Raw genomic sequence first — 17,282 nt, 5'->3', positions numbered from 1 at the left:
CAACTGGTCACAACCGATACACCACAGCTTCGCGGTGATCTGGTGAGCGATGATGATCCGAATAGTGCATCAGCGCACAATCAAGAGCGGATCAAGAAACGAAAAAGCCCCGGCAGTCACCGGGGCTTTCGTCTTTGAGGTTATGCCAGCTTCACCGAAGCGACTTGATCGCTCCGACACCTGTGCCGACATAGAATAGCCAGCGGATCATATCCCCGGCCCACTCCTGCATCTGCGGGGTTGGCAGATCTGCGACAGACCAGGTGAAGCCGAAGATGCTGTCGAGAATGACTGCGCTCCACCATGCGGCCAAGGGTACGAGGAAGAGCGCAGCGAACAGCCAGAACCACGGAAAGGCGAACTTGGCGCGATTGTAGTCGGCCATGATCTGGGCTTCTTTCACGGCCTCACGGGCCAGCTCTACAGTCGTTTGGCTCCTGAGCTTCTCGCGGTCGTTTTGAAGCTCTGCGCGGCGCTCCAAGTGGCTGATGGCTTTGTCCACCATTCCACCGAAACCCATGCGCATGAGGAATGCGATCAAGCCGGTCATGCCTCAGCCTCCTGCGATCGCAGGAAGTACAGAGCGGCGGTCACAGCAGCAATCAGAAGCACAGCGGCCAAGGCGTAGGCAACAGGGCCTTGAAGCTGTGTGAGGGCGATTGCGCCGCCACCCAAAGCGCCGCCATTGGTCCACCCCTTACCAGACGTGATCAACTCCTTGACCGTGGCAGACAGGCTCCGTTCACCGTCCTCGGCGCGGGCCCCCGAACCATCCTCGCGATAGGACGGCGCGTGAATGACGGCAAGTTCACGATGGAGGTAGACAGCGCGATCGATCACGCCGGTGTCGCGCGCCTGAACGCCGAGGCTTTCCCCCATCACCCGGCGTGTCCAGCCGCGGCCAAACGTGCCCCAGTGGCGCAGCTTCTTCAGCCAGGAGAACCGAGCCTGACAGATAGACTGGATCAACCCTTCGACGTCCGCGCGGTCTACGGCTTCCATGGTGTTCACCCCGACAATCCCATCAGCCTTGACGCCGAGCTGGCGCTGCATGAACTTCACTGCGCGCGAAACACCGCTATTTACCGCGAAGTCAAAGACGCAGTAGTCCAAGCCCCCGGGAAGCTCATCGCCACCCACCTTGTCCCAGTATTGGCTGCGATAGATCGCCTTCACCTCTTCCATGGTGATCAGTTTCACGCTGCGAGATGAGAGCTGACGACGCCGCAGATCGGCATCATACGTGCGCTGAGTGACACCCATATTCGTGGCTCCCCCCGGATCCTTGGGGTGGTTCACATAACCGCCTTCATGGGCCAGAACCCAATCAAGGCTTCGGTCGAAGTTCTTCTGCATTCTAGCCTCCGCTGATCGTGAATGTATTGCTGGTGCGCCTGATCTCGCGTGCCCTGCCCTGCGTCGGATGGATGCGCCAGAGAGTGTTCACACGGTATTCCCCCGGTGGCAGGAGGAGCGGATCCGCCCACGTCCACCAACAGAGGTCGAGCTTGTCCGGCAGCTGGTTTTCCGGCCGATAGTCATTGGCGCCCTGAAAGGTGCGATAGGTGGCCCAGCCATAGGAGGCGCGCCCCATGATGGTAACAGTCCAGGCGGCCTTGAATGGCCGGTTGATCTCGCGATCAAACTGCATTTCCGGACACTCACCGGATGAAGCGTCGGCAACGCGCACCTCCCCAGCCTGAAACCACCAGCTCGCGGGTAGCGCACTGGTCATAAGGCTCAGCGCAAGCACGGCGCCCCAAGCCCCGACGATAAACTTGCCCCACGTCATTTCTTGTTCCCCCGCAGAAGTCGGACGGCATCCTCAATGCCAAGGGAAAGGATCTGTCGGGCGATATGCTCACCGGTCAGCGCGATCAGAGCGCAAACTGCGTAGGTGTAGACCTCGCCATCAAGCTCCAGCCAATCCATAAGGGGCTCAGTGAACACCAGAGCGCAGCAGATCGCTGACGCGGTGGTGGTGATAGCCCCGAAAAGGGTGATTTGGGGCGAGGCGCGCAGCTTCAGCAGGATTGCCGCCGCCATAGCCAGCCAGAATTCAATCGCAAACAGCAGGTCTTTCACGGTTGCTCATCTCCATTTGTGGATAGTGACGGCCAGAACCATTGCCAGCCTGCGGATGCGCGAGACGCCAGCGGCGCGCAGCGCTTCGGAAAAGGGTGCAGCCGCGCTGACCCGCCCCCAGCCGAGCCGGTGGAGGGCGTAATCATGCAGCGCGGCGGCTTTGAGATAGCGGGGATCGTGCCGGTCGAAGATCCACCCGGCCCAGCGAGGAATCGAGACGTCAAAGGCAAAGCCCGGAGGCACGTAGAGAAAGAGACCGGAGCCCTTGGCCCCGATCTCCCATGCGATTTCAGATGTGGTTAGGTATCCGTCCCCGCGGCGGATGTACCAGTTAGACGAAGAGCCCGTCTGTCTGCTCATCGGTCAAGCCGAGAGACGCTTGCAGCATCAGCACAAGGGGGTGCATGCGCTGCACGTTCAGCGCCGTCAGGGCCTCGACCCTCGCAGGCAGTTGCTCAGCTTGGGGCAAGGCGTCGATCACTGCGTTGACGGTAGCAGGAAGGCTGTTCCCGCCTGCCCAATTCAAGGCCTCCTGCTCAGTCACGAGCCCTGCCCCGGCTGCAGCGACAGCAAACTGACCGCGCGGAACAGACATTGCATCACGTTCGGCTGCGACCTCTTCGGGTGTCTTTGCCCGCACCGTCCAGCCAAGAACCCACTGCCCTTCTACAAGCTCAGGAATTTCCGACAGAACTGCTACCTCATCAGTTTCCAGAGTGGGTCGCTCTGCGATCAAGACTGGGAACATGCCGTACTCTGCCAGCTTGAAGCCGGGGAGAGTGGGCGGCAGACTCAAGCGAGGGTTGTCGCGACGAAGGTCTTCGAGGGAGTAGGGATAGCGGGTTAAAATTCCGTCTCTCACCAAAGCATAAGTCATGAGTACGCGTCTCCTCGTTTCGTGCCGTAGAACGTGGTGCCCCCATCGCGCGTGGTAAAGTATATCAGGTCCGTTTCACCATCTGACGCAACTGTTGGAGCAACACCGCCCGGCCACCGTATCGTCGGGTATGTCAAAGTGAATTCAACATCGACGTCAGTGGAATACTGGAATAGGGTGTTGTTGGTGTCACCAGCAACGTACATTTTTGTACCATCTGGTTTGAAAACTGCGTGTTTCATCGCAGTGTCTTGAGCGGACACGGAAAACGAAACCCCAGAGTAGGTCGCCGTAGACAAGTCCCAGGCTGTCGACAAGTTGTACTGAATTACAGAACTGGAGTTCTGTAAAAATATCTTCGTTCCGTCGCTTGAGATGGACATGTTCACAGCGAAACCTACAGACGGTGCAGTGAAGTCAAAATTGACGCTGTCGTAACTGGCCGTAGACAAGTCCCACGCAGTAGAGAGCGTGAACTGAGAAATCCCCTCGCTCGGACCGTAGCCTTGCACGTACATTTTCATGCCGTCGGACTTAAACGCTAAGCCTTGAGGTTGTGTCACCGGTGACGGCACAAGATACGAAACACTGTCGTAACTGGCGGTGGATAAATCCCAAGCTGTTGACAGAGTGTATTGGTAGACCCTGTCACTGTTGAAATCGAGGACGAACATTTTCGTGCCGTCTGAACTAAACTCTACGCCTTCAACTACTCCCACCTGCGAAGTCACATTGAATGAGGCGCTGTCGTAACTGGCGGTGGACAAATCCCAAGCTGTTGACAGACTATACTGGTATATGGAGTCCGGGGTGCTACCGTCACTGACGAACATCTTTGTGCCGTCTGGCTTGAAGGTTATAGATTTTGGTTCAGTTCCCTGTGCGCCCACCGAAAAAGAAACACTATCGTAAGTCGCTGATGCCAGAGCGAAACCTGCGTTCTCGGAACCACCTGTCAGTTTTAGGGTGAAGTTTTTGACAGTACCCGCCACTGGTGCATTAACAAAAGACAACGTCGTGTCGCCAGTGAGGGTCAAGTCGAAGAAATCAGCAACTGACAAATCCAAAGCGGGAGACGTCCCGGTTAGAGTCAAGGCTTTGCTTGTAACTGCGGCGTTCCCGACCTCAAGCCAATCGGTACCATCGACCGGCGTAGTTCCAGCAGGCGCAGTGGTCTTTTTGACAAATTCGCTACCCGTGTAGGAAACACTTTCGCCAACCGCGTATAGCGTCCCAGCGTCATAGTCGCCTTGATAGTTGGCAGCCCCCGCCGCAGTCAGAGCAGACTGCGCGGCTTGCGAGGCGCTTGTAGACGCCGCAGCCGCACTATCAGACGCTGCGGCTACGCTGCCCGCGATTTCGGTGACCTTTTCCGAGACCCACGAAATGACAGTTGTTACCTCACCGGCAAAAGTGACCATCCAGGCAAAGAACGCATCTCCCCGCGCGGAGAAGGTAGACGGCTGCTGACGAGATGGTGCATCTGGCGGCGGTGTGATCGTCGGATCGCTCATGTGATACTCTCCAGTTCGAGAATGCCCTCAGACTCGATCCCGATGCGGGGAACGACCTGAAAGGACTGATAAAATCCGTAGACGGAAAACTCATTGGCCTTGTACGGCCCATCGCTGCTGTAGACCGTCAGTTTGGCACGACGGCTTGCCAGACGGCTTTTCAGGTAGGAAGCGCGCGAGGTCGGGAAGACAAATGCGACGGGCATTTCGTCCGCAAAGTCCTTCTCCAACAGCGACACCCGACCAAAATCAGGGTCGCGCTCTTTGCGGGAGAAGTCCTGAATAGACAGCGGGATCTCATCAATCGTGACGCCGAGCTCTTCTTTCCGGCCGATCACGATCTGCCCGACCTCTATGTCCTCTCCGGATGCCTCCGCAGTGACAGTCACCTTTGCACCCGCGTAGGGCGGAATATCTGTGATGACCAAGCGGTCACTGAGGATAATCGGGCTGGTGAGGTAGGTGTAGAGATCAACCACACTGTTCTCATCCTGCAGTGAGTATGTCTGATTGTAGACCTCGGCCCCACCACTGTCGCGAACAAGGACCGTCACCGACAGAGCGTAGAGCCCGAACAAAGCCACACTGTCGATCACGTTGGGCGCGGTTATCACCCATTGCGCGCTATTTGCCTGGACACTCGGGTCGCCGATATACTCATCGAAGACCCGCCAACGGTTGGTAGAGCGGATTTTCACCCATTTGGTGTTCCCCGTGTCGGTGGCAGGATCGACTGCGCCACCATGGCTGGGCCCCGAGGGAGCGACAGCGCGGTAGATCGCATGCTGCCCCTCTTCGACAATCACCTCTTCTGGGTTGTCCGGATCAGAGAACGGATAGTCAGTTGATACATCCCAGACGGGCGCGTCAGTTTCGGGAACGGTCGAGGACACAAATGCGGCGTCGTCAATCGTCTCTGGCTCGATCATTCTCAGGCTCATTAAGTCCGCTCCTTCGGCACACCATCTCTGTCCCATTTGGTGTGCGTCCGCATCGACTTGCCTGTGTTGTAAGTCGTTGCGCGCGCATGGGACTCCAGAACTGCCAGCCGATCACCGATTTTGCGCAATTCCTGAACCACTGCGCTGCTATCCACCTCGGCTTGGCCGCCCGAACGGTTGGCGCGCGTGTGATCGATAACTGTCTCACGAGGATGCAGCATTGCGAGGAAGCCGCCCTTTCCATCAAGGCCGCCAACACGCGGCCCGCTGCCGGTGTAACCACCACCATCAAAGCTGGGAGTGTCTCCAGCGGCCAGCGCCCCATCTCGGAAGGCGCTTATCAACGCCTCGCCCTGCAGGCCCGTAGACTTCCAGAATTCGACACCCGCTGGATCTGCCGCACGGCCCAGCATCGAGCCATACAGTGCCTCAACCGGATCAACAGGCTGCGCTGCAGAGCCGATGTTGCCAAAGCCCGGTGTCACCCCCGTCTGGGCCTCGCCCGAGGTCATCAGATCGTACTGGATGCGGCCCGCCTTGACCTGTCCGGATTGCAGAAGGTCGCCGTAGAAGTCCAAGCCAGCCACATCTACATTTCGGCCAAAGACGTCTTGGTAAAGGCCGTTGATTTGCGCGGCAACGCCGTCAAGAACGCCCGCGCCTTGGTCACTCAGAATGCCATTGGTGCGGTCAAAGCTGAACTGGTCGAAGGCGTCCCGGCCCATCCCCATCAGTCCGCCCGTACCCCCTATGCCCGAGACTGCAGAAAGCAGGGCCTGAGCAAGCGCATACATCGAGTCCTCAACACGCAGCATGGCCGCCTCGACGCCAAGCATGGCAGTCTCCAAGCGCTCCATGGCCTCTTCCAGGTTGTCGGTGTTCTGGTCGATCCCGAGCAGTGGCCCATAGAGTTCCTCGACCGCCCGCTTCTGGTTTTCCAGTGCCCGGAGTTGCTGCTCTGCCTCTGTAAGCTGTTCCTCTGCGATGCCCTTCTGCTCATCCATGAGGGCGCTTGTTCTGGCGTAATCATAGGCGAAGTCCGCGTATGTGCTGAAGAACTGCTCTGCGGGCGCGTTCAAGCCCTGCACGACCTCTCTCAGCCGCTGTGGGTCATCGATCCCGGCAGAAAGCTCCGCCTTCAGCCGTTCGCGCTGCAGGCGCTGCGCCTCAAGCTCAAGCGGTGTGCGGGCGTCCAGCCCGTCCGAGAGGATATCGAAGATGCCTTTGATCGAGTCACGCGCGCTTTGTGCCGATCGGATCTGCAGATCCATGATCCGCATCACGTTGTTGTACTCGACCAGTGCTGTGGCCTGCGCATCAGCGAGTTCATCCTCCGCCCCCAAGACGTCACTGGAGAAGGAGCGCACCAGCGCAGAGATGCCGCTGGCAGCAAGCGAAGCAGAGCCGTACAGCTCTTCCGAAAGCTGGCTCAGATTGGCGAACTCACCGGACAGATTAAGCAAACCAGCATATAGCGCCCTGCCCTCTTCTGTGCTGAGATCCTGCGCCTCGACCAGATCGCGGAAGGCCTCTTTGGTGGCCGGCATGGCGACATTCAAGGCCTCGAATTGATCTGCCAACAAGCCTGTGCGCGACGCCAGCTGCTCTTCTTGGCTATAGAAGCTGGTGAAGTAGCTGTTCACAGAAGCATTGAAGGTATCAAGGCCACCCGCTGCATCGATCAGTTGCCGCGCCATATCTGCGCCGTAGACCGAAGTCTCAAACATCGCCCCATTTAGCAGATCCATGGCCTGATTGGCCGAGGTGATCGAGGACACAAGCGCATCCAGCGTGGCCGCGGCGTCCTCGCCTTCGCGGATCAGCCTGCCACCCATGGCCTCATTGAACGACCCCAACGCCGCGTAGGAGAACTGATCGGCGACGGTATCGAAGATGCGCTGGATCTCAGCATTCCGCGCCGCCTCATCCAGCCCCTTGAGGCTTACCTGGATCTGCGTGGACCAGCTTGAGAAATTATCAGCAGTGAGACCAAGCCGCGCACCGGCAGCGCCAATTGAGGTGGTGATGTCTTCAATGGACTTGCGGATGGGCGCAGCCGTAGCCTCATCGGCCTCCTCAAAGGTGAGGCTGACCTTTTTGGAGAGCCCCCAGAAGCGGGACTTCTGCACCTTGTCGAACTCTTCAACCAAGGTGCCCATATTATCGGCGGTCACGCGAAGGCCGTTATCCAGGTGCTTGGTTTTGGTGGTGAAGAAGCTCACCGCTGCGGCGACAGCGCCCAGAGCGGGCAGCGCCGCGCCCACTGCGCCCCAGCCGCCCACAGAACCGGTCACCAGACCACCAAGGTTCGCAAAACTGGACCCAAGGCCACCACCTGAAAGCACGCCGCCAAGGCCCGAGGAAATTCCACTCACTGCACCGCTAAATGCACCACCACTGCCCAAACCGAGGACGTTGCCAAGCAGGCCACTACCGCCCTCGGCTGCGGCCTGAGCAACCCCGCCTGAAACACCACCAAATCCAAGACCGATCATGATGCGGTTTCTCGCCGACATAGCAATCATCTGCGATAGCATGCCCGCGAAGCTGCTCAGGACGTTTTTGACAAAGCCCTTGAAGTCGGAAAAGCCGCGCGAGACGAAATCACCCCAGGCGCCGGAAATCCCGTCGATACCGCCGATGAGTATTCCGGCCTTATCCTTCCCGAAGTCTTCGGTGGTAAAGGCTGCGTCTTCCATAGCCTCAGCAAAGGCCTCGGCCTCGGACTTGACTCGTTCGAGCCCCCTCCCTGCCTTCGCGCCACCCTTTTCGAGCTCGCGAAGTGCGTCGTTCAACTCGCCGGCCGCGTCCGCGCCCGTGTCGGTGGCGCCCGCAGTGCCCTCGAGCTGAGCGCGCAGCTTGCCTGCCGCCTCCGCCGCTTTATCGAAGCCCTCAGACACAAGGCCTGACGCCTCTTTTCGAAGCCGGATCGCAGTTCCCTCGAGGCCGCTCGCCTTCGCATCAAGCTCGATCATGCTGTCAATCGCGCTGTCGGAGGCGTTCTTTAGCCCCTGCGCCACGCTCTCGAAGAACGGCACACCATCTAGGCGGGCGCCCAAGCTCCAGAGGAAGTTTCCCCAAGCTAGAGACATGTCTTGCAGCACGCGGACAAAGCGGGCGTGCATGTCAGCCCATAGCGCCCCAAGCGCCGGAACAATAGCGCTCGCGCTGGTCTTGATGCCATCCCAGACGCCGGAAGCCACATCGCCTAGAATCTCGAGCGCGTTGCCCCAGCCTCCTGTCGCCCGCACAAGGTCGAGGAATTTTCCAATCAGCACGCCAGCTCCCACCACGAGCGCACCGACACCGGTCGCGAGCAAGGCCCCCCGAAGTGTGACCAGCGATGCCACCCAAGCGCCTGTAGCTTTGACCGCCCCCCAGATGGCGGGAGCATAAGCGGTCGCCACTGCTACTCCTGCAGAAACAGCAATGCCAGCAACAGTGTTCAGGTTATCGGCCACCATAAGGATGGCCTCTGCGACAACACCGGATGCGCCCGTCGCAGCATCCATCTGTCCGATGAACATGGTGAAATTGTTCCCCAAGACGCCAAACGCTTGCGAGATTGTCGGAACTGTCTGCTCGAAGGCCGCTTCGAGTGCGTCAGTCTGGCTAAGGATCGCTTCGAAGAATTCCCGGCTGGAAATCTCACCTTCAACGACCATCTGGCGCAGCTTTCCTACCGAACCGGCTGCGCCGTCAATGGCATTGGCCGCCGCCTGTGCGATCGGGAACGCGCCTTCCAGAATGCTGTTGAATTCCTCCGCGCGAACCGTTCCTCCAGCCATGGCTTGAGAGAGTTGGAGCAGTGCACCGGATGCTTCCTGCGAAGACGTGCCTGTCTGCGCAAGAGCAAGTCCGACATTCTCCGTGAAACGCAGTACCTCTGCTTGTGACGCACCGAGGTCTCTACCGGCAATGCTGATCCTCTGATACAGCTGGGCTGTTGCATCCAACGGCGCGCGGGTCCGGTTGGCAACATCTGCAATTGACTGCAACACACCAGCAGCCTGTCCTGCCTCAATGCCCATTGCTCGAAGGCTGTTGGTCATCTTTGTGTAGCTCTCAGCTGCGCCGCCAACTGCGCGAGCACTCTGCGCGATCCCGACAACGGCCCCCATCTGGATTACGGTTTTCCGTAAAGCAGCCGAGAGGCCTGTGGCAGCGCCAGCGGCTGCGTTGCCGCCCTTGACGAAGCGTCCGAACTCATCGCGCGCACGGCCGGTGGAGTGCTCAAGACGGTCTGCCGCCTCCGAAGCAGTCCTACCCGCGCGCACAAACCGGCCCAGCTCATCGCGGGCGCGAACCACTGGTTGGCTATCGACAGCAATGCCGAGACGTGCAAAGTCGGTCATTTAGGCCTCACTGAGTTTGACCCTCGTCGCGGATGCGGCGCGGGCAGGAGATTATTGGATGCGGAAAATTCTAATTGCGGTAGCTACCGTGGGTGCTATTGGTTTTGCCCCATCGAACGCGCTAGGCGCGCCCAAACTAGATGAACTTGGTAGCGATGTTTCACTCTGCTGGAACGACGAGGCGCTGAGCGACGACGCGGCCAGAGCCACGACAACCGTGGAATTCCATGTGGGACAAGATGGACTGGTGGATCTGAACACCATCAAGATTGTTTCCAGCACTGCGATCACTCAAACAGCGTCCAAGCAAGCCTTTGAAGCCGCTCGCAGGGCTATAATCAGATGCCTGATGTCAGATCCGGTTGATTTGTCTTTCTGGGACACCACCTTGGAAGCGGTCTTTTCTGTCGCCACGGGTGTCAAAGTTCGCTACCAGCCCAACACCACGGTAGACACATGATGGATCGGGGCAATGTCGCATCACTATCCACCCTGCAGATTGACCAAATGGAAGAAAGGAAGCACGACACTGATTATCAGCTGTCGCTCTGCCGGAGCATGATGGAAGAAGACATGATTCTTCCCTTTGCCTTTCACCGTGCCGCCATTCTCCTATCGAAAGAGAAGAGATTTTCCGAGGCGCTTGATGTTTGTCTGTACGTCCAACGCTGGTGCGACAACGCCAAGAGCAATTGGGATGGTGTATCCGCGCTTCACTGGGAAAGCCCGAAACTAAAAAACTGCATTGAACGCATCCCAAAGCTCATGGAGCGCGCTCAGTAAGCCCGGCCCCTTGAGGCCGAGCCGATTGACTTCCCATTTTGGGAACAAACCGCTTGACTGAAGGCCACTCCAGCGCTACATTCCCGATACGGGAACAAACGGTTGCGAAATGCGGATCATCGCCAGAAACACCATCACGGATTTTGCAGCGAACCACCCGGAAACCCGCGCGCCGTTGGAGCACTGGTTCCGCATCACCAAAGCAGCCGAATGGAACACCCCACAAGAGGTTCTGGCTTCATTTTCCAAGTCCAAGGTTTTGAACGCTGAGCGTGTCAGGTTCGAAATCGGCGGCGGAGATTACCGACTGATCGCAGCATTCGATTTTCGCCGCAAGATCGTGTTCATCAAGTTCATCGGCACCCATGCCGAATACGACCGCATCGACGCCCTTACCGTTTCAAAGCACTGAAAGGAACATGCCAATGACTATTCGCCCAATTCGGGCAGACGCTGATCACGCTGCTGCCCTTTCTCGCATCGAAGAACTTTGGGGTGCAGAACCTGGCACAGAAGCCGGTGACGAACTCGATATCCTCGTTGACTTGGTTGAGCACTATGAGGAACGGCAGTTCCCTTTTCCAGAACTGGCGCCCATCGACCTTCTGAAGGCGCACATGGAAGCGACGGGGCGCACCCAGGCAGATCTGGCAGCGCTGCTAGGGTCGCGCCCCCGCGCGTCCGAAGTCCTCAACCGCAAGCGCGCCTTGACCGTTGACATGATCCACAAGCTCAGCAGCGAGTGGCATATTCCTGCGGAATGCTTGGTTCGCCCCTATCATCTGGAAGCCGCCTAGACCCGCTCAATTGGCGGGACTGTGAACACGTCAGCGCCCTTCACCTTCTCGGCCAGGTATTGCTGGCTCATGTGAACCAGAAGCTGAACCTCCCAAGGCTCTGTGAGCTCCGGGCTGTGCCGAGCGTAGGCGTCAACCTCAGCCCATGAGAGCGGCACCTCGCCCATTGCACCTGGCAATGTCGGGCCAACCTCCAGGAAGGCCCGCCAAAGCATTTCTTGGTAGTCAGATAGGTCTGGCATTGGAGGAGGCTCATCGGCGTCGATATAAACTTGGATCCGCTGTGGCTCCGTCCGCTCAACCGTGCCATCTGCCTTCCTGATCTCGACCGCGCTGTGGAGAAACCCCAGCTGCTGAGCCGAGAGGATCAGTCCTTGCCGACGCTCCGCGTGAAGTTCGTCTTGTCGCCCAAAAAACGGTCGATCCCTTCCATGATCCAAGGGCGTGTCGAGAACAGCTTGAAGGCGTTCTCCTTGCTGTATTCAAGCAACGTGGGCTCGGCATCCGGGTTGTCGATGTCTGCATCATCAAGGTAAGCGACATTGCGCCAGCCGGTGGTCAGGTTCGCATAAAAGCGGGCGCGGGCTTCCTCGCTCTCGTTTGAGGCGGCCAGCATTTCGTCAACACTCATCTTCGAGGCATCACGCTTGCGCCCTGTCTTGCGATCCAGATCCTTGACCATCTTTGCAGCCGCGCGTTTTCCGGTCGCACTCTGCAGGCCGAGAAAATCAATCTCGATGGGTTTTTTATCGTGAAACAGGCGCTCGCCGTCATAGTCAACGTGATAGGTGGCGCCTTTTTCAGCATCGCGGCGTGGGTCGATCCGAGCGAAATCCATGGGTAAATCTCCGTGGTTATATGACTGTTTGGGTGGTGTCGTGGTTGCATGGTGTGGGGCGGGCGCGACCACGAACGCTTCCCGCCCCTATCCCGGCCGGGATTAGATGGGCTGGGTGGCTACAACAGTGGGCTTCTTCTGGCGGAAACCGACCTGGAAGCCCTTGTAGGAAGAACTGTCGCCTTGGTTGGGTTGGTGGCTGTGAGCGATACCCTGCGCGTACTTCACGACATCACCTGCGACCGGGGCCGGCCCATCGCCGGTATCCGCGCCAGTGCCGGAGACAATTTTCACGCAGAGAATGCCGTCGTTGTCGTCTGCCTGTGCGATCACGTCCGCCTGCCCGGTATCGCCGTCCACGTCGCGGAAAGTCATAGTCGTATCGACGCCCTGCCCCGCGCCTTTCACCGCATCAGTAAACCCCGTGGCAAGATCCGGAATGTCAATCATGCTGTGGGAAACGCCAAGCTGCGGCAGGGTCACATTGCCTTTTGCCTGCACCCAAACCAGGGCCTCGAAGCCAGCCGCGTCATTAGTGGCCGGATATGCTTTGGCGACGTAGATGGTATCGCCGATATGGTTCTGAGTCATCGTCAGTTCTCCATGCGAAAAGAACCCGCTTACGGGGCTCTCTATTCAGATTGTGGGGAATGCCCGGTTAGACCCTCGGGCGGTGGGTTACTCGGCGTTCCCCGCCGATGTGCGCTGCCAGCCCTTCCCGAGCCATGCAGCGACGTCTTTCTCAAACGGGCGTGCGATCTGTCCGATCGGGCCGTTCCGCTTATCCATGTTCACCAGCTCTGCACGCTGCGGCTTGGCCGGAGCCCTCTTCGCTACGGGCTTTCTGGTGGGTGCTTTCTTGGTTGTCATGCCATGCTCCAATAGCTGATGCGAATGGGCGTTTCCCAGCGGCCGCCCTCTTGCCGCCCCGGTCGCACGGTGTGGCCGGTGATTTTCACGGTGGTGCCGTTGCTGGTCAGGCGCTGGCCGCGCTTGAAATAGGCTGCAATCTCGCCTGCCTTGCGCTTGGTGACAGCCTCGTATTGGCCGAGGTCAGAAACAAGCGTGAGATAGAGGAACCCCTGCCGCTCCATCACGTCGCTGGACAGATCGGCCGGCGCGTTGTCATTGGGCACATGGGAAACCCGGATATGCTCGCCTATGGGCTGGTCTCCGCCCTTTTGCGGCCACAGCATGGCATAGCCAGTGATTGTCTCCGCCTGGGCCATGAGGGCCGCGTGAATGTCGCTCTCGGGGTTGCTCATATCTGCACCAGTTCAAATCCAACCTGCTCCGCGATGCGCTGGAACTCCTGCACAGCCAGACCAACCATCCCCGCCGGGGCTTGGCCGGAATAGCCGTCCTCAAGCCGCAGAATGTACGGGAGGTTGTTGACCAGATAGATCACGTCGCCCGCGCGCAGTCCTGCCGCAGTGGCGGTTGCGGCGCTGATCGTTGCGGTTCCGCTCTTGTCCTCAAGCTCCAGCGTGCCGTCTGGGGCGGTGCCGATCGCAACCTGCCAGTTCGCGCGCGCCCTACCCTTGTCCACCGGCGTTTGAAGGATCACACGGCTGAACAGCTCCAAGGCGATCTTGCGCACGGCTAAATCCATCTTGCGTTCTGTCTTGGAGGCAAATGCCTCAATGTCCTCCGCAAAGCCCATCAGCGGCTTCCTCGACAGATCATGTCATAAAGCGCAGTCTCACCTCCGGAGGCGATGCGGCCCAGCTTGGTGATTGTGAGCGTACCCCGGTCGCAGATCACCTTGTCGTCGGCGGTAACCTCGATGCCGATCGGCTCCACAATCACCTGCAGATCCCCTGCTAGGATATTGGTCCCGTCTATCCTGTCCGCGCCGATCTCAAAAACGGCCATGCGTGCCGGGTAATCGGTAGTGGTTGTGGTCCCGCCATCCGGGTTGCTAGGGCTACCGCCCGTTGTCTCCACGCGCCGGATAGCGCCCGTTTGGATGGCATCGGGCTGCCGTGCCGCGATCTTGTCGAAAGCTTCGGTTACTTTGCTGCGGATCGTGGTCATGCTGCGTCCCACCACTCAACTTTTCGCTTCCGCTTTGAAAGGCCGGAATTGCACATGAGATGCACGCCATAGTCGTGGCAGACAAAGCGCTTGCCGATCATTCCGTAATTCGTGCGCTTTGTGTCGGTCAGCCATGCGGGCAGCTTCTCCGGGTAGCGCTTCGCGGGCGTTGTTCGCTTCTGGATTAGAACGATCCCGCATGGCGAGATGCTGACGCATGGGGCCAGCCACTCAGCCGCATGCGGTATATGCTGAGCGTCCCACCACATCTGCCACTCGGCAATGTTCTGGAATGACCCAGCGGCATTCTCGATCTTCACAACCAGGCTCGGGTCATACGCACACTCAAATACTTCGCGCGCCGCGCCGCTGCCCAACATCTCGCCGCAAAGCATGCGGAAAACGTCGCCCTGCACTGGCCGGGGGAAGTTATCTATGACGCTCATCCGCGCACCATCCGCGCCTGCCCCGGCCCGGCGCCGAGATAAGGACGAAGCAGCCCCTCAACGGCCACGATGCGCGGGCGTCCTGTAGGCAGGCTGTGGCCACCGATGGTGATCGGGCCAACCTTGAGCGTCTCGCCTGTGCTGCTGCTGTCGATGGTTGCGAACGGGTCCAGTCCACCTTGCACCAGATATGCCAGTTCGCACTGCGCATCCTTCACTCGCTGGGGAACACCGGTCCAAAGTGTGCGCGGGAATGCTCCGGCCTGGTCGTCGGTTTCAGCCTCGCCCAGGTAGGACCACAGCCTATTGATACCGTCGAAGGCGCGGCGCAGGCTCACCTCGTCTGCAACGTCATCAGCGCCCAGCGTCCAGCCGCGGGCCGCACCATATGCCTGATATGCGGCCAGCGTGACGTAGCTGTCAGCCGCAGCAAGGCCGTTGCCATCCTCGACGGTCAAGGTCATGTCAGGCTTCCGGGAACAGGATTGCGGTCAGGCGGTTGCGTAGGTCAGCAATCTTGCCTTTCGGATCATCGACGCCGTTCTTTTTGAGCAGCGCAATCACATCATCGCGCTCCATTTCAGCGATATTCTTGGTGGAAACATCCTCATCTTTGCGATCAGGGTCGAAGCGAGCGTCGATGATCTTGAAGCCCTTGCCGCGCAACTCTGCTTTGCGCTCCTTCGAAACCGGATGCTTTTCGTATGCGATTTTCATGGGTTGTTCTCCTTGGTGGCTTGAAAAAGGGGCCGGATTTCCCAGCCCCTCAAAAAGCCGCCTTTATTGGTCAGCGTCGGCCACGGCGATTACGCCTGCGGTCATCTTGTCGAACTCGGCCACCTTGTCCCAATTGGTGCCGGTGGCGATCTCTGCGTCGGTTGGAGAAGCGCCGCCATTGGCCTCGTCCCAGCCGTAGCCCTTGAGGCCCAGCGAGAAGGAGTAGTCCGCCTGGAAGGTGGTTTCGATCCGCTCTTTGCCATTGGTGGTTTCGACGTTGGTAATGATGTCCGAGGTGTTGCCAACGGTCGCGGCGCCCGGCACAAGGCCCAGCACTTTCGACTTGTTCGGGGTGCCTGCCTCGTAAAGTGCCGGCGCGTCGGTGACGATCACGGCTTTGCCGAGAATGTCGATCACGTTGACGTTGCCCGCGGTGAACAGGCGCTGGCCGTTGGTCAAGTTGTCACCGATCAGTTTGTGCGCAACGGTGCCGGTCATCACGTTTGCCACGATCTGGCCGGAAGCATCGCCGAATTTGGCGTGCGCCGAGTTGATCGCGCCATAGGTCATGCCTGCAGAACCGGACACATCGTTGGTCACAGCGGCATTGTTCGACAGCGCGGCCACAAGCGCGGCAATCGCGGTGTTGAGCTGGTCTTGCAGGAGCAGCTCAGCGAAAGCAGTGGACGCGGCCAGAACGCCCTGCTGGGTCGGACGCTGGAGCCAAGTCATCTGCGACGGCTCATAGCGCACCGGGCCAAAGCCGCCTGCGATCTTCACCTTGGAGCCGGTCAGCTCGGACAGGTCAGTTGCCGAGGCAGCGCCGTTGGCTCCCTTGCGGTTAACTCGGCGCTGCGCGGCGGCCAGCGAGGCAAAGAAGCTCTCGCGCATGAAGTCGCCGGTCATGCCCTCGGAGGACAGCACGATTGCGCCAGCGGACCCTGCGTTGAATTTGTCGATCATCTGATCGAGCGACTTGATGGTCGCAGGCATGATGTAGTCGTTGAATACCTGCATATTGGACAGCGACATTGCTGTTCTCCTTTATTTTTCAGGCAGGTCGGCCAAACCCGGAACCTGCGCCAAGATGGGGTTGCTGTGTGCAGGCGTCCCGCTCTGCGATCCCGGCTGCTTCCCGCCGCCGCCTTTTCCTCCGTCGCGCACCGCATAGGGTTTCGCGTCGGCCAGTTCTTTCGCCAGGTCGGACAGGGTGGCGCCGTGGTCCGCGCCGTTGCCGATCATGGGCTTGCCGTCAGCGGTAAGCACCTTCGGGGTGCCGTCGTCGCCGAACTCCAGGCGGCCAAGTGCTGTGGCCGCAATGTCGTCAATTGCTTCGGGGATGAAGCCCGCCTTCGCCAGCTCCGCCTTGAGAGATTCCGAGGCGTTGGCCTTCATCATGATTTCGATGCGCTTGTCTTTGTCTGACAGCTTGCCGTCATACTCGGCCTTGAGTGCGTCCAGCTTGGCCTGCGCGTCCTCGGCGGCCTTGCCGGTGCCTTGCGCCTTCTTTTCCAGCTCGGACAGCTTGGCTTCCAGCTCATCGGGCTTGCCAAACTTCTCCCAGGCGCGGGCGTTCTCACGCTCTTTCTGGAGGGCCGACTTCAGGCCCGTCAAATCCTCGGAGGGCATCAGCTTAGACAGGTCCAGCGTGTGCTTGTCGCCCTCGGACTCGACAACGGATTTCAGCCCCTCGGGAAGCCCCGAGAGGTCGGTCAGTTCGATTTTCATGTGATTAGCTTCCCGCTAGGTTGGCGCGAGCATCCCGCCCGCTGTTAAGGCCAGACTCGCTTCTGGCAATAGACGCAGGCAAAGCCCGTGGCCTTGCCCTTCACAATCCGCCCGCCTTTGAGGCGCGGCGAAAATGTCTCAATCAGATCCCGGCTTTGGCATGT

Annotated in this window: 25 protein-coding genes; 4 read left to right on the top strand and 21 right to left on the bottom strand. The window is 59.2% G+C overall.

Features of this window, described 5'->3' with window-relative positions:
• Positions 1-151: 151 nt before the first annotated feature.
• From TM1040_RS08445 to TM1040_RS08405, 9 genes are all read right to left on the bottom strand, one after another.
• A complete protein-coding gene (locus TM1040_RS08445) occupies positions 152-550 on the bottom strand; it encodes a hypothetical protein (protein ID WP_011538172.1) in 399 nt (132 codons plus the stop codon).
• Entirely contained in the window at positions 547-1,356 is an 810-nt protein-coding gene (locus tag TM1040_RS08440) for a glycoside hydrolase family 108 protein (protein WP_011538171.1), read from the bottom strand. Before TM1040_RS08440 ends, TM1040_RS08445 begins: the two co-directional genes overlap by 4 nt.
• Before the next feature lies 1 nt (position 1,357).
• On the bottom strand, positions 1,358-1,792 hold the full coding sequence (locus TM1040_RS08435; RefSeq protein ID WP_011538170.1) for a hypothetical protein: 435 nt from the start codon (positions 1,790-1,792) through the stop codon (positions 1,358-1,360).
• Positions 1,789-2,085 (bottom strand): hypothetical protein, encoded by a 297-nt coding sequence (locus TM1040_RS08430; protein WP_011538169.1) that lies wholly within the window; start codon positions 2,083-2,085, stop codon positions 1,789-1,791. Before TM1040_RS08430 ends, TM1040_RS08435 begins: the two co-directional genes overlap by 4 nt.
• A 6-nt stretch (positions 2,086-2,091) precedes the next feature.
• A complete protein-coding gene (locus TM1040_RS08425) occupies positions 2,092-2,445 on the bottom strand; it encodes a DUF1353 domain-containing protein (protein ID WP_011538168.1) in 354 nt (117 codons plus the stop codon).
• The gene (locus TM1040_RS19735) at positions 2,417-2,833 is read right to left on the bottom strand and encodes a hypothetical protein (RefSeq protein WP_166485535.1); all 417 of its coding nucleotides are present in this window, start codon (positions 2,831-2,833) and stop codon (positions 2,417-2,419) included. Before TM1040_RS19735 ends, TM1040_RS08425 begins: the two co-directional genes overlap by 29 nt.
• A 125-nt stretch (positions 2,834-2,958) precedes the next feature.
• Positions 2,959-4,476: a hypothetical protein gene (locus TM1040_RS08415; protein ID WP_011538166.1), complete on the bottom strand. Its 1,518-nt coding sequence runs from the start codon at positions 4,474-4,476 to the stop codon at positions 2,959-2,961.
• The gene (locus tag TM1040_RS08410) at positions 4,473-5,417 is read right to left on the bottom strand and encodes a hypothetical protein (protein ID WP_011538165.1); all 945 of its coding nucleotides are present in this window, start codon (positions 5,415-5,417) and stop codon (positions 4,473-4,475) included. Before TM1040_RS08410 ends, TM1040_RS08415 begins: the two co-directional genes overlap by 4 nt.
• Positions 5,417-9,772, bottom strand: coding sequence for a tape measure protein (locus tag TM1040_RS08405; RefSeq protein ID WP_011538164.1), 4,356 nt, complete (start codon positions 9,770-9,772; stop codon positions 5,417-5,419). The genes TM1040_RS08410 and TM1040_RS08405 overlap by 1 nt, the downstream gene beginning before the upstream one ends.
• 58 nt (positions 9,773-9,830) lie before the next feature.
• Between TM1040_RS08405 and TM1040_RS08400 the strand changes: the two genes are divergently transcribed.
• From TM1040_RS08400 to TM1040_RS08385, 4 genes are all read left to right on the top strand, one after another.
• On the top strand, positions 9,831-10,232 hold the full coding sequence (locus TM1040_RS08400) for a hypothetical protein (RefSeq protein WP_044026697.1): 402 nt from the start codon (positions 9,831-9,833) through the stop codon (positions 10,230-10,232).
• A complete protein-coding gene (locus TM1040_RS08395; RefSeq protein WP_011538162.1) occupies positions 10,229-10,555 on the top strand; it encodes a hypothetical protein in 327 nt (108 codons plus the stop codon). Before TM1040_RS08400 ends, TM1040_RS08395 begins: the two co-directional genes overlap by 4 nt.
• Positions 10,556-10,664: 109 nt before the next feature.
• Positions 10,665-10,967, top strand: a complete 303-nt coding sequence (locus TM1040_RS08390) for a type II toxin-antitoxin system HigB family toxin (protein WP_011538161.1) — start codon at positions 10,665-10,667, stop codon at positions 10,965-10,967.
• Positions 10,968-10,980: 13 nt separating this feature from the next.
• Complete coding sequence (locus TM1040_RS08385) at positions 10,981-11,352, top strand: helix-turn-helix domain-containing protein (protein ID WP_011538160.1); 372 nt, start codon at positions 10,981-10,983, stop codon at positions 11,350-11,352.
• On the opposite strand, the gene TM1040_RS08380 is transcribed toward TM1040_RS08385, so the two are convergent.
• The 12 genes from TM1040_RS08380 to TM1040_RS08325 all read right to left on the bottom strand — a co-directional run bounded on the left by TM1040_RS08380 (position 11,349) and on the right by TM1040_RS08325 (position 17,118).
• Positions 11,349-11,594, bottom strand: a complete 246-nt coding sequence (locus tag TM1040_RS08380; RefSeq protein WP_011538159.1) for a hypothetical protein — start codon at positions 11,592-11,594, stop codon at positions 11,349-11,351. The two genes, TM1040_RS08385 and TM1040_RS08380, sit on opposite strands and share 4 nt — an antisense overlap.
• A gap of 125 nt (positions 11,595-11,719) precedes the next feature.
• A complete protein-coding gene (locus TM1040_RS08375) occupies positions 11,720-12,190 on the bottom strand; it encodes a hypothetical protein (RefSeq protein WP_011538158.1) in 471 nt (156 codons plus the stop codon).
• Positions 12,191-12,292: 102 nt separating this feature from the next.
• On the bottom strand, positions 12,293-12,781 hold the full coding sequence (locus TM1040_RS08370) for a hypothetical protein (RefSeq protein WP_011538157.1): 489 nt from the start codon (positions 12,779-12,781) through the stop codon (positions 12,293-12,295).
• A gap of 87 nt (positions 12,782-12,868) precedes the next feature.
• Positions 12,869-13,060, bottom strand: a complete 192-nt coding sequence (locus TM1040_RS08365; protein ID WP_044026695.1) for a hypothetical protein — start codon at positions 13,058-13,060, stop codon at positions 12,869-12,871.
• Positions 13,057-13,455 (bottom strand): DUF4128 domain-containing protein, encoded by a 399-nt coding sequence (locus TM1040_RS08360; protein ID WP_011538156.1) that lies wholly within the window; start codon positions 13,453-13,455, stop codon positions 13,057-13,059. The genes TM1040_RS08365 and TM1040_RS08360 overlap by 4 nt, the downstream gene beginning before the upstream one ends.
• Positions 13,452-13,853: a hypothetical protein gene (locus TM1040_RS08355; RefSeq protein WP_011538155.1), complete on the bottom strand. Its 402-nt coding sequence runs from the start codon at positions 13,851-13,853 to the stop codon at positions 13,452-13,454. The genes TM1040_RS08360 and TM1040_RS08355 overlap by 4 nt, the downstream gene beginning before the upstream one ends.
• Entirely contained in the window at positions 13,853-14,227 is a 375-nt protein-coding gene (locus TM1040_RS08350) for a hypothetical protein (RefSeq protein ID WP_011538154.1), read from the bottom strand. Before TM1040_RS08350 ends, TM1040_RS08355 begins: the two co-directional genes overlap by 1 nt.
• Positions 14,224-14,673, bottom strand: a complete 450-nt coding sequence (locus TM1040_RS08345; RefSeq protein ID WP_011538153.1) for a hypothetical protein — start codon at positions 14,671-14,673, stop codon at positions 14,224-14,226. The genes TM1040_RS08350 and TM1040_RS08345 overlap by 4 nt, the downstream gene beginning before the upstream one ends.
• The gene (locus tag TM1040_RS08340) at positions 14,670-15,137 is read right to left on the bottom strand and encodes a DnaT-like ssDNA-binding protein (RefSeq protein WP_011538152.1); all 468 of its coding nucleotides are present in this window, start codon (positions 15,135-15,137) and stop codon (positions 14,670-14,672) included. The genes TM1040_RS08345 and TM1040_RS08340 overlap by 4 nt, the downstream gene beginning before the upstream one ends.
• Before the next feature lies 1 nt (position 15,138).
• A complete protein-coding gene (locus tag TM1040_RS08335; RefSeq protein WP_011538151.1) occupies positions 15,139-15,390 on the bottom strand; it encodes a hypothetical protein in 252 nt (83 codons plus the stop codon).
• A gap of 63 nt (positions 15,391-15,453) precedes the next feature.
• Positions 15,454-16,422 carry a major capsid protein gene (locus TM1040_RS08330; RefSeq protein WP_011538150.1) on the bottom strand — a complete coding sequence of 323 codons (969 nt, stop codon included), beginning with the start codon at positions 16,420-16,422 and terminating at the stop codon, positions 15,454-15,456.
• 12 nt (positions 16,423-16,434) lie between these two features.
• Complete coding sequence (locus TM1040_RS08325; RefSeq protein ID WP_011538149.1) at positions 16,435-17,118, bottom strand: hypothetical protein; 684 nt, start codon at positions 17,116-17,118, stop codon at positions 16,435-16,437.
• Positions 17,119-17,282: the final 164 nt, after the last annotated feature.

This window comes from Ruegeria sp. TM1040 (assembly GCF_000014065.1).
In the GTDB taxonomy this organism is placed as follows: Bacteria; Pseudomonadota; Alphaproteobacteria; order Rhodobacterales; family Rhodobacteraceae; genus Epibacterium.
Note: the sequence above shows the minus strand (reverse complement) of the source record. Positions and strands in the feature narration are given on the sequence as shown.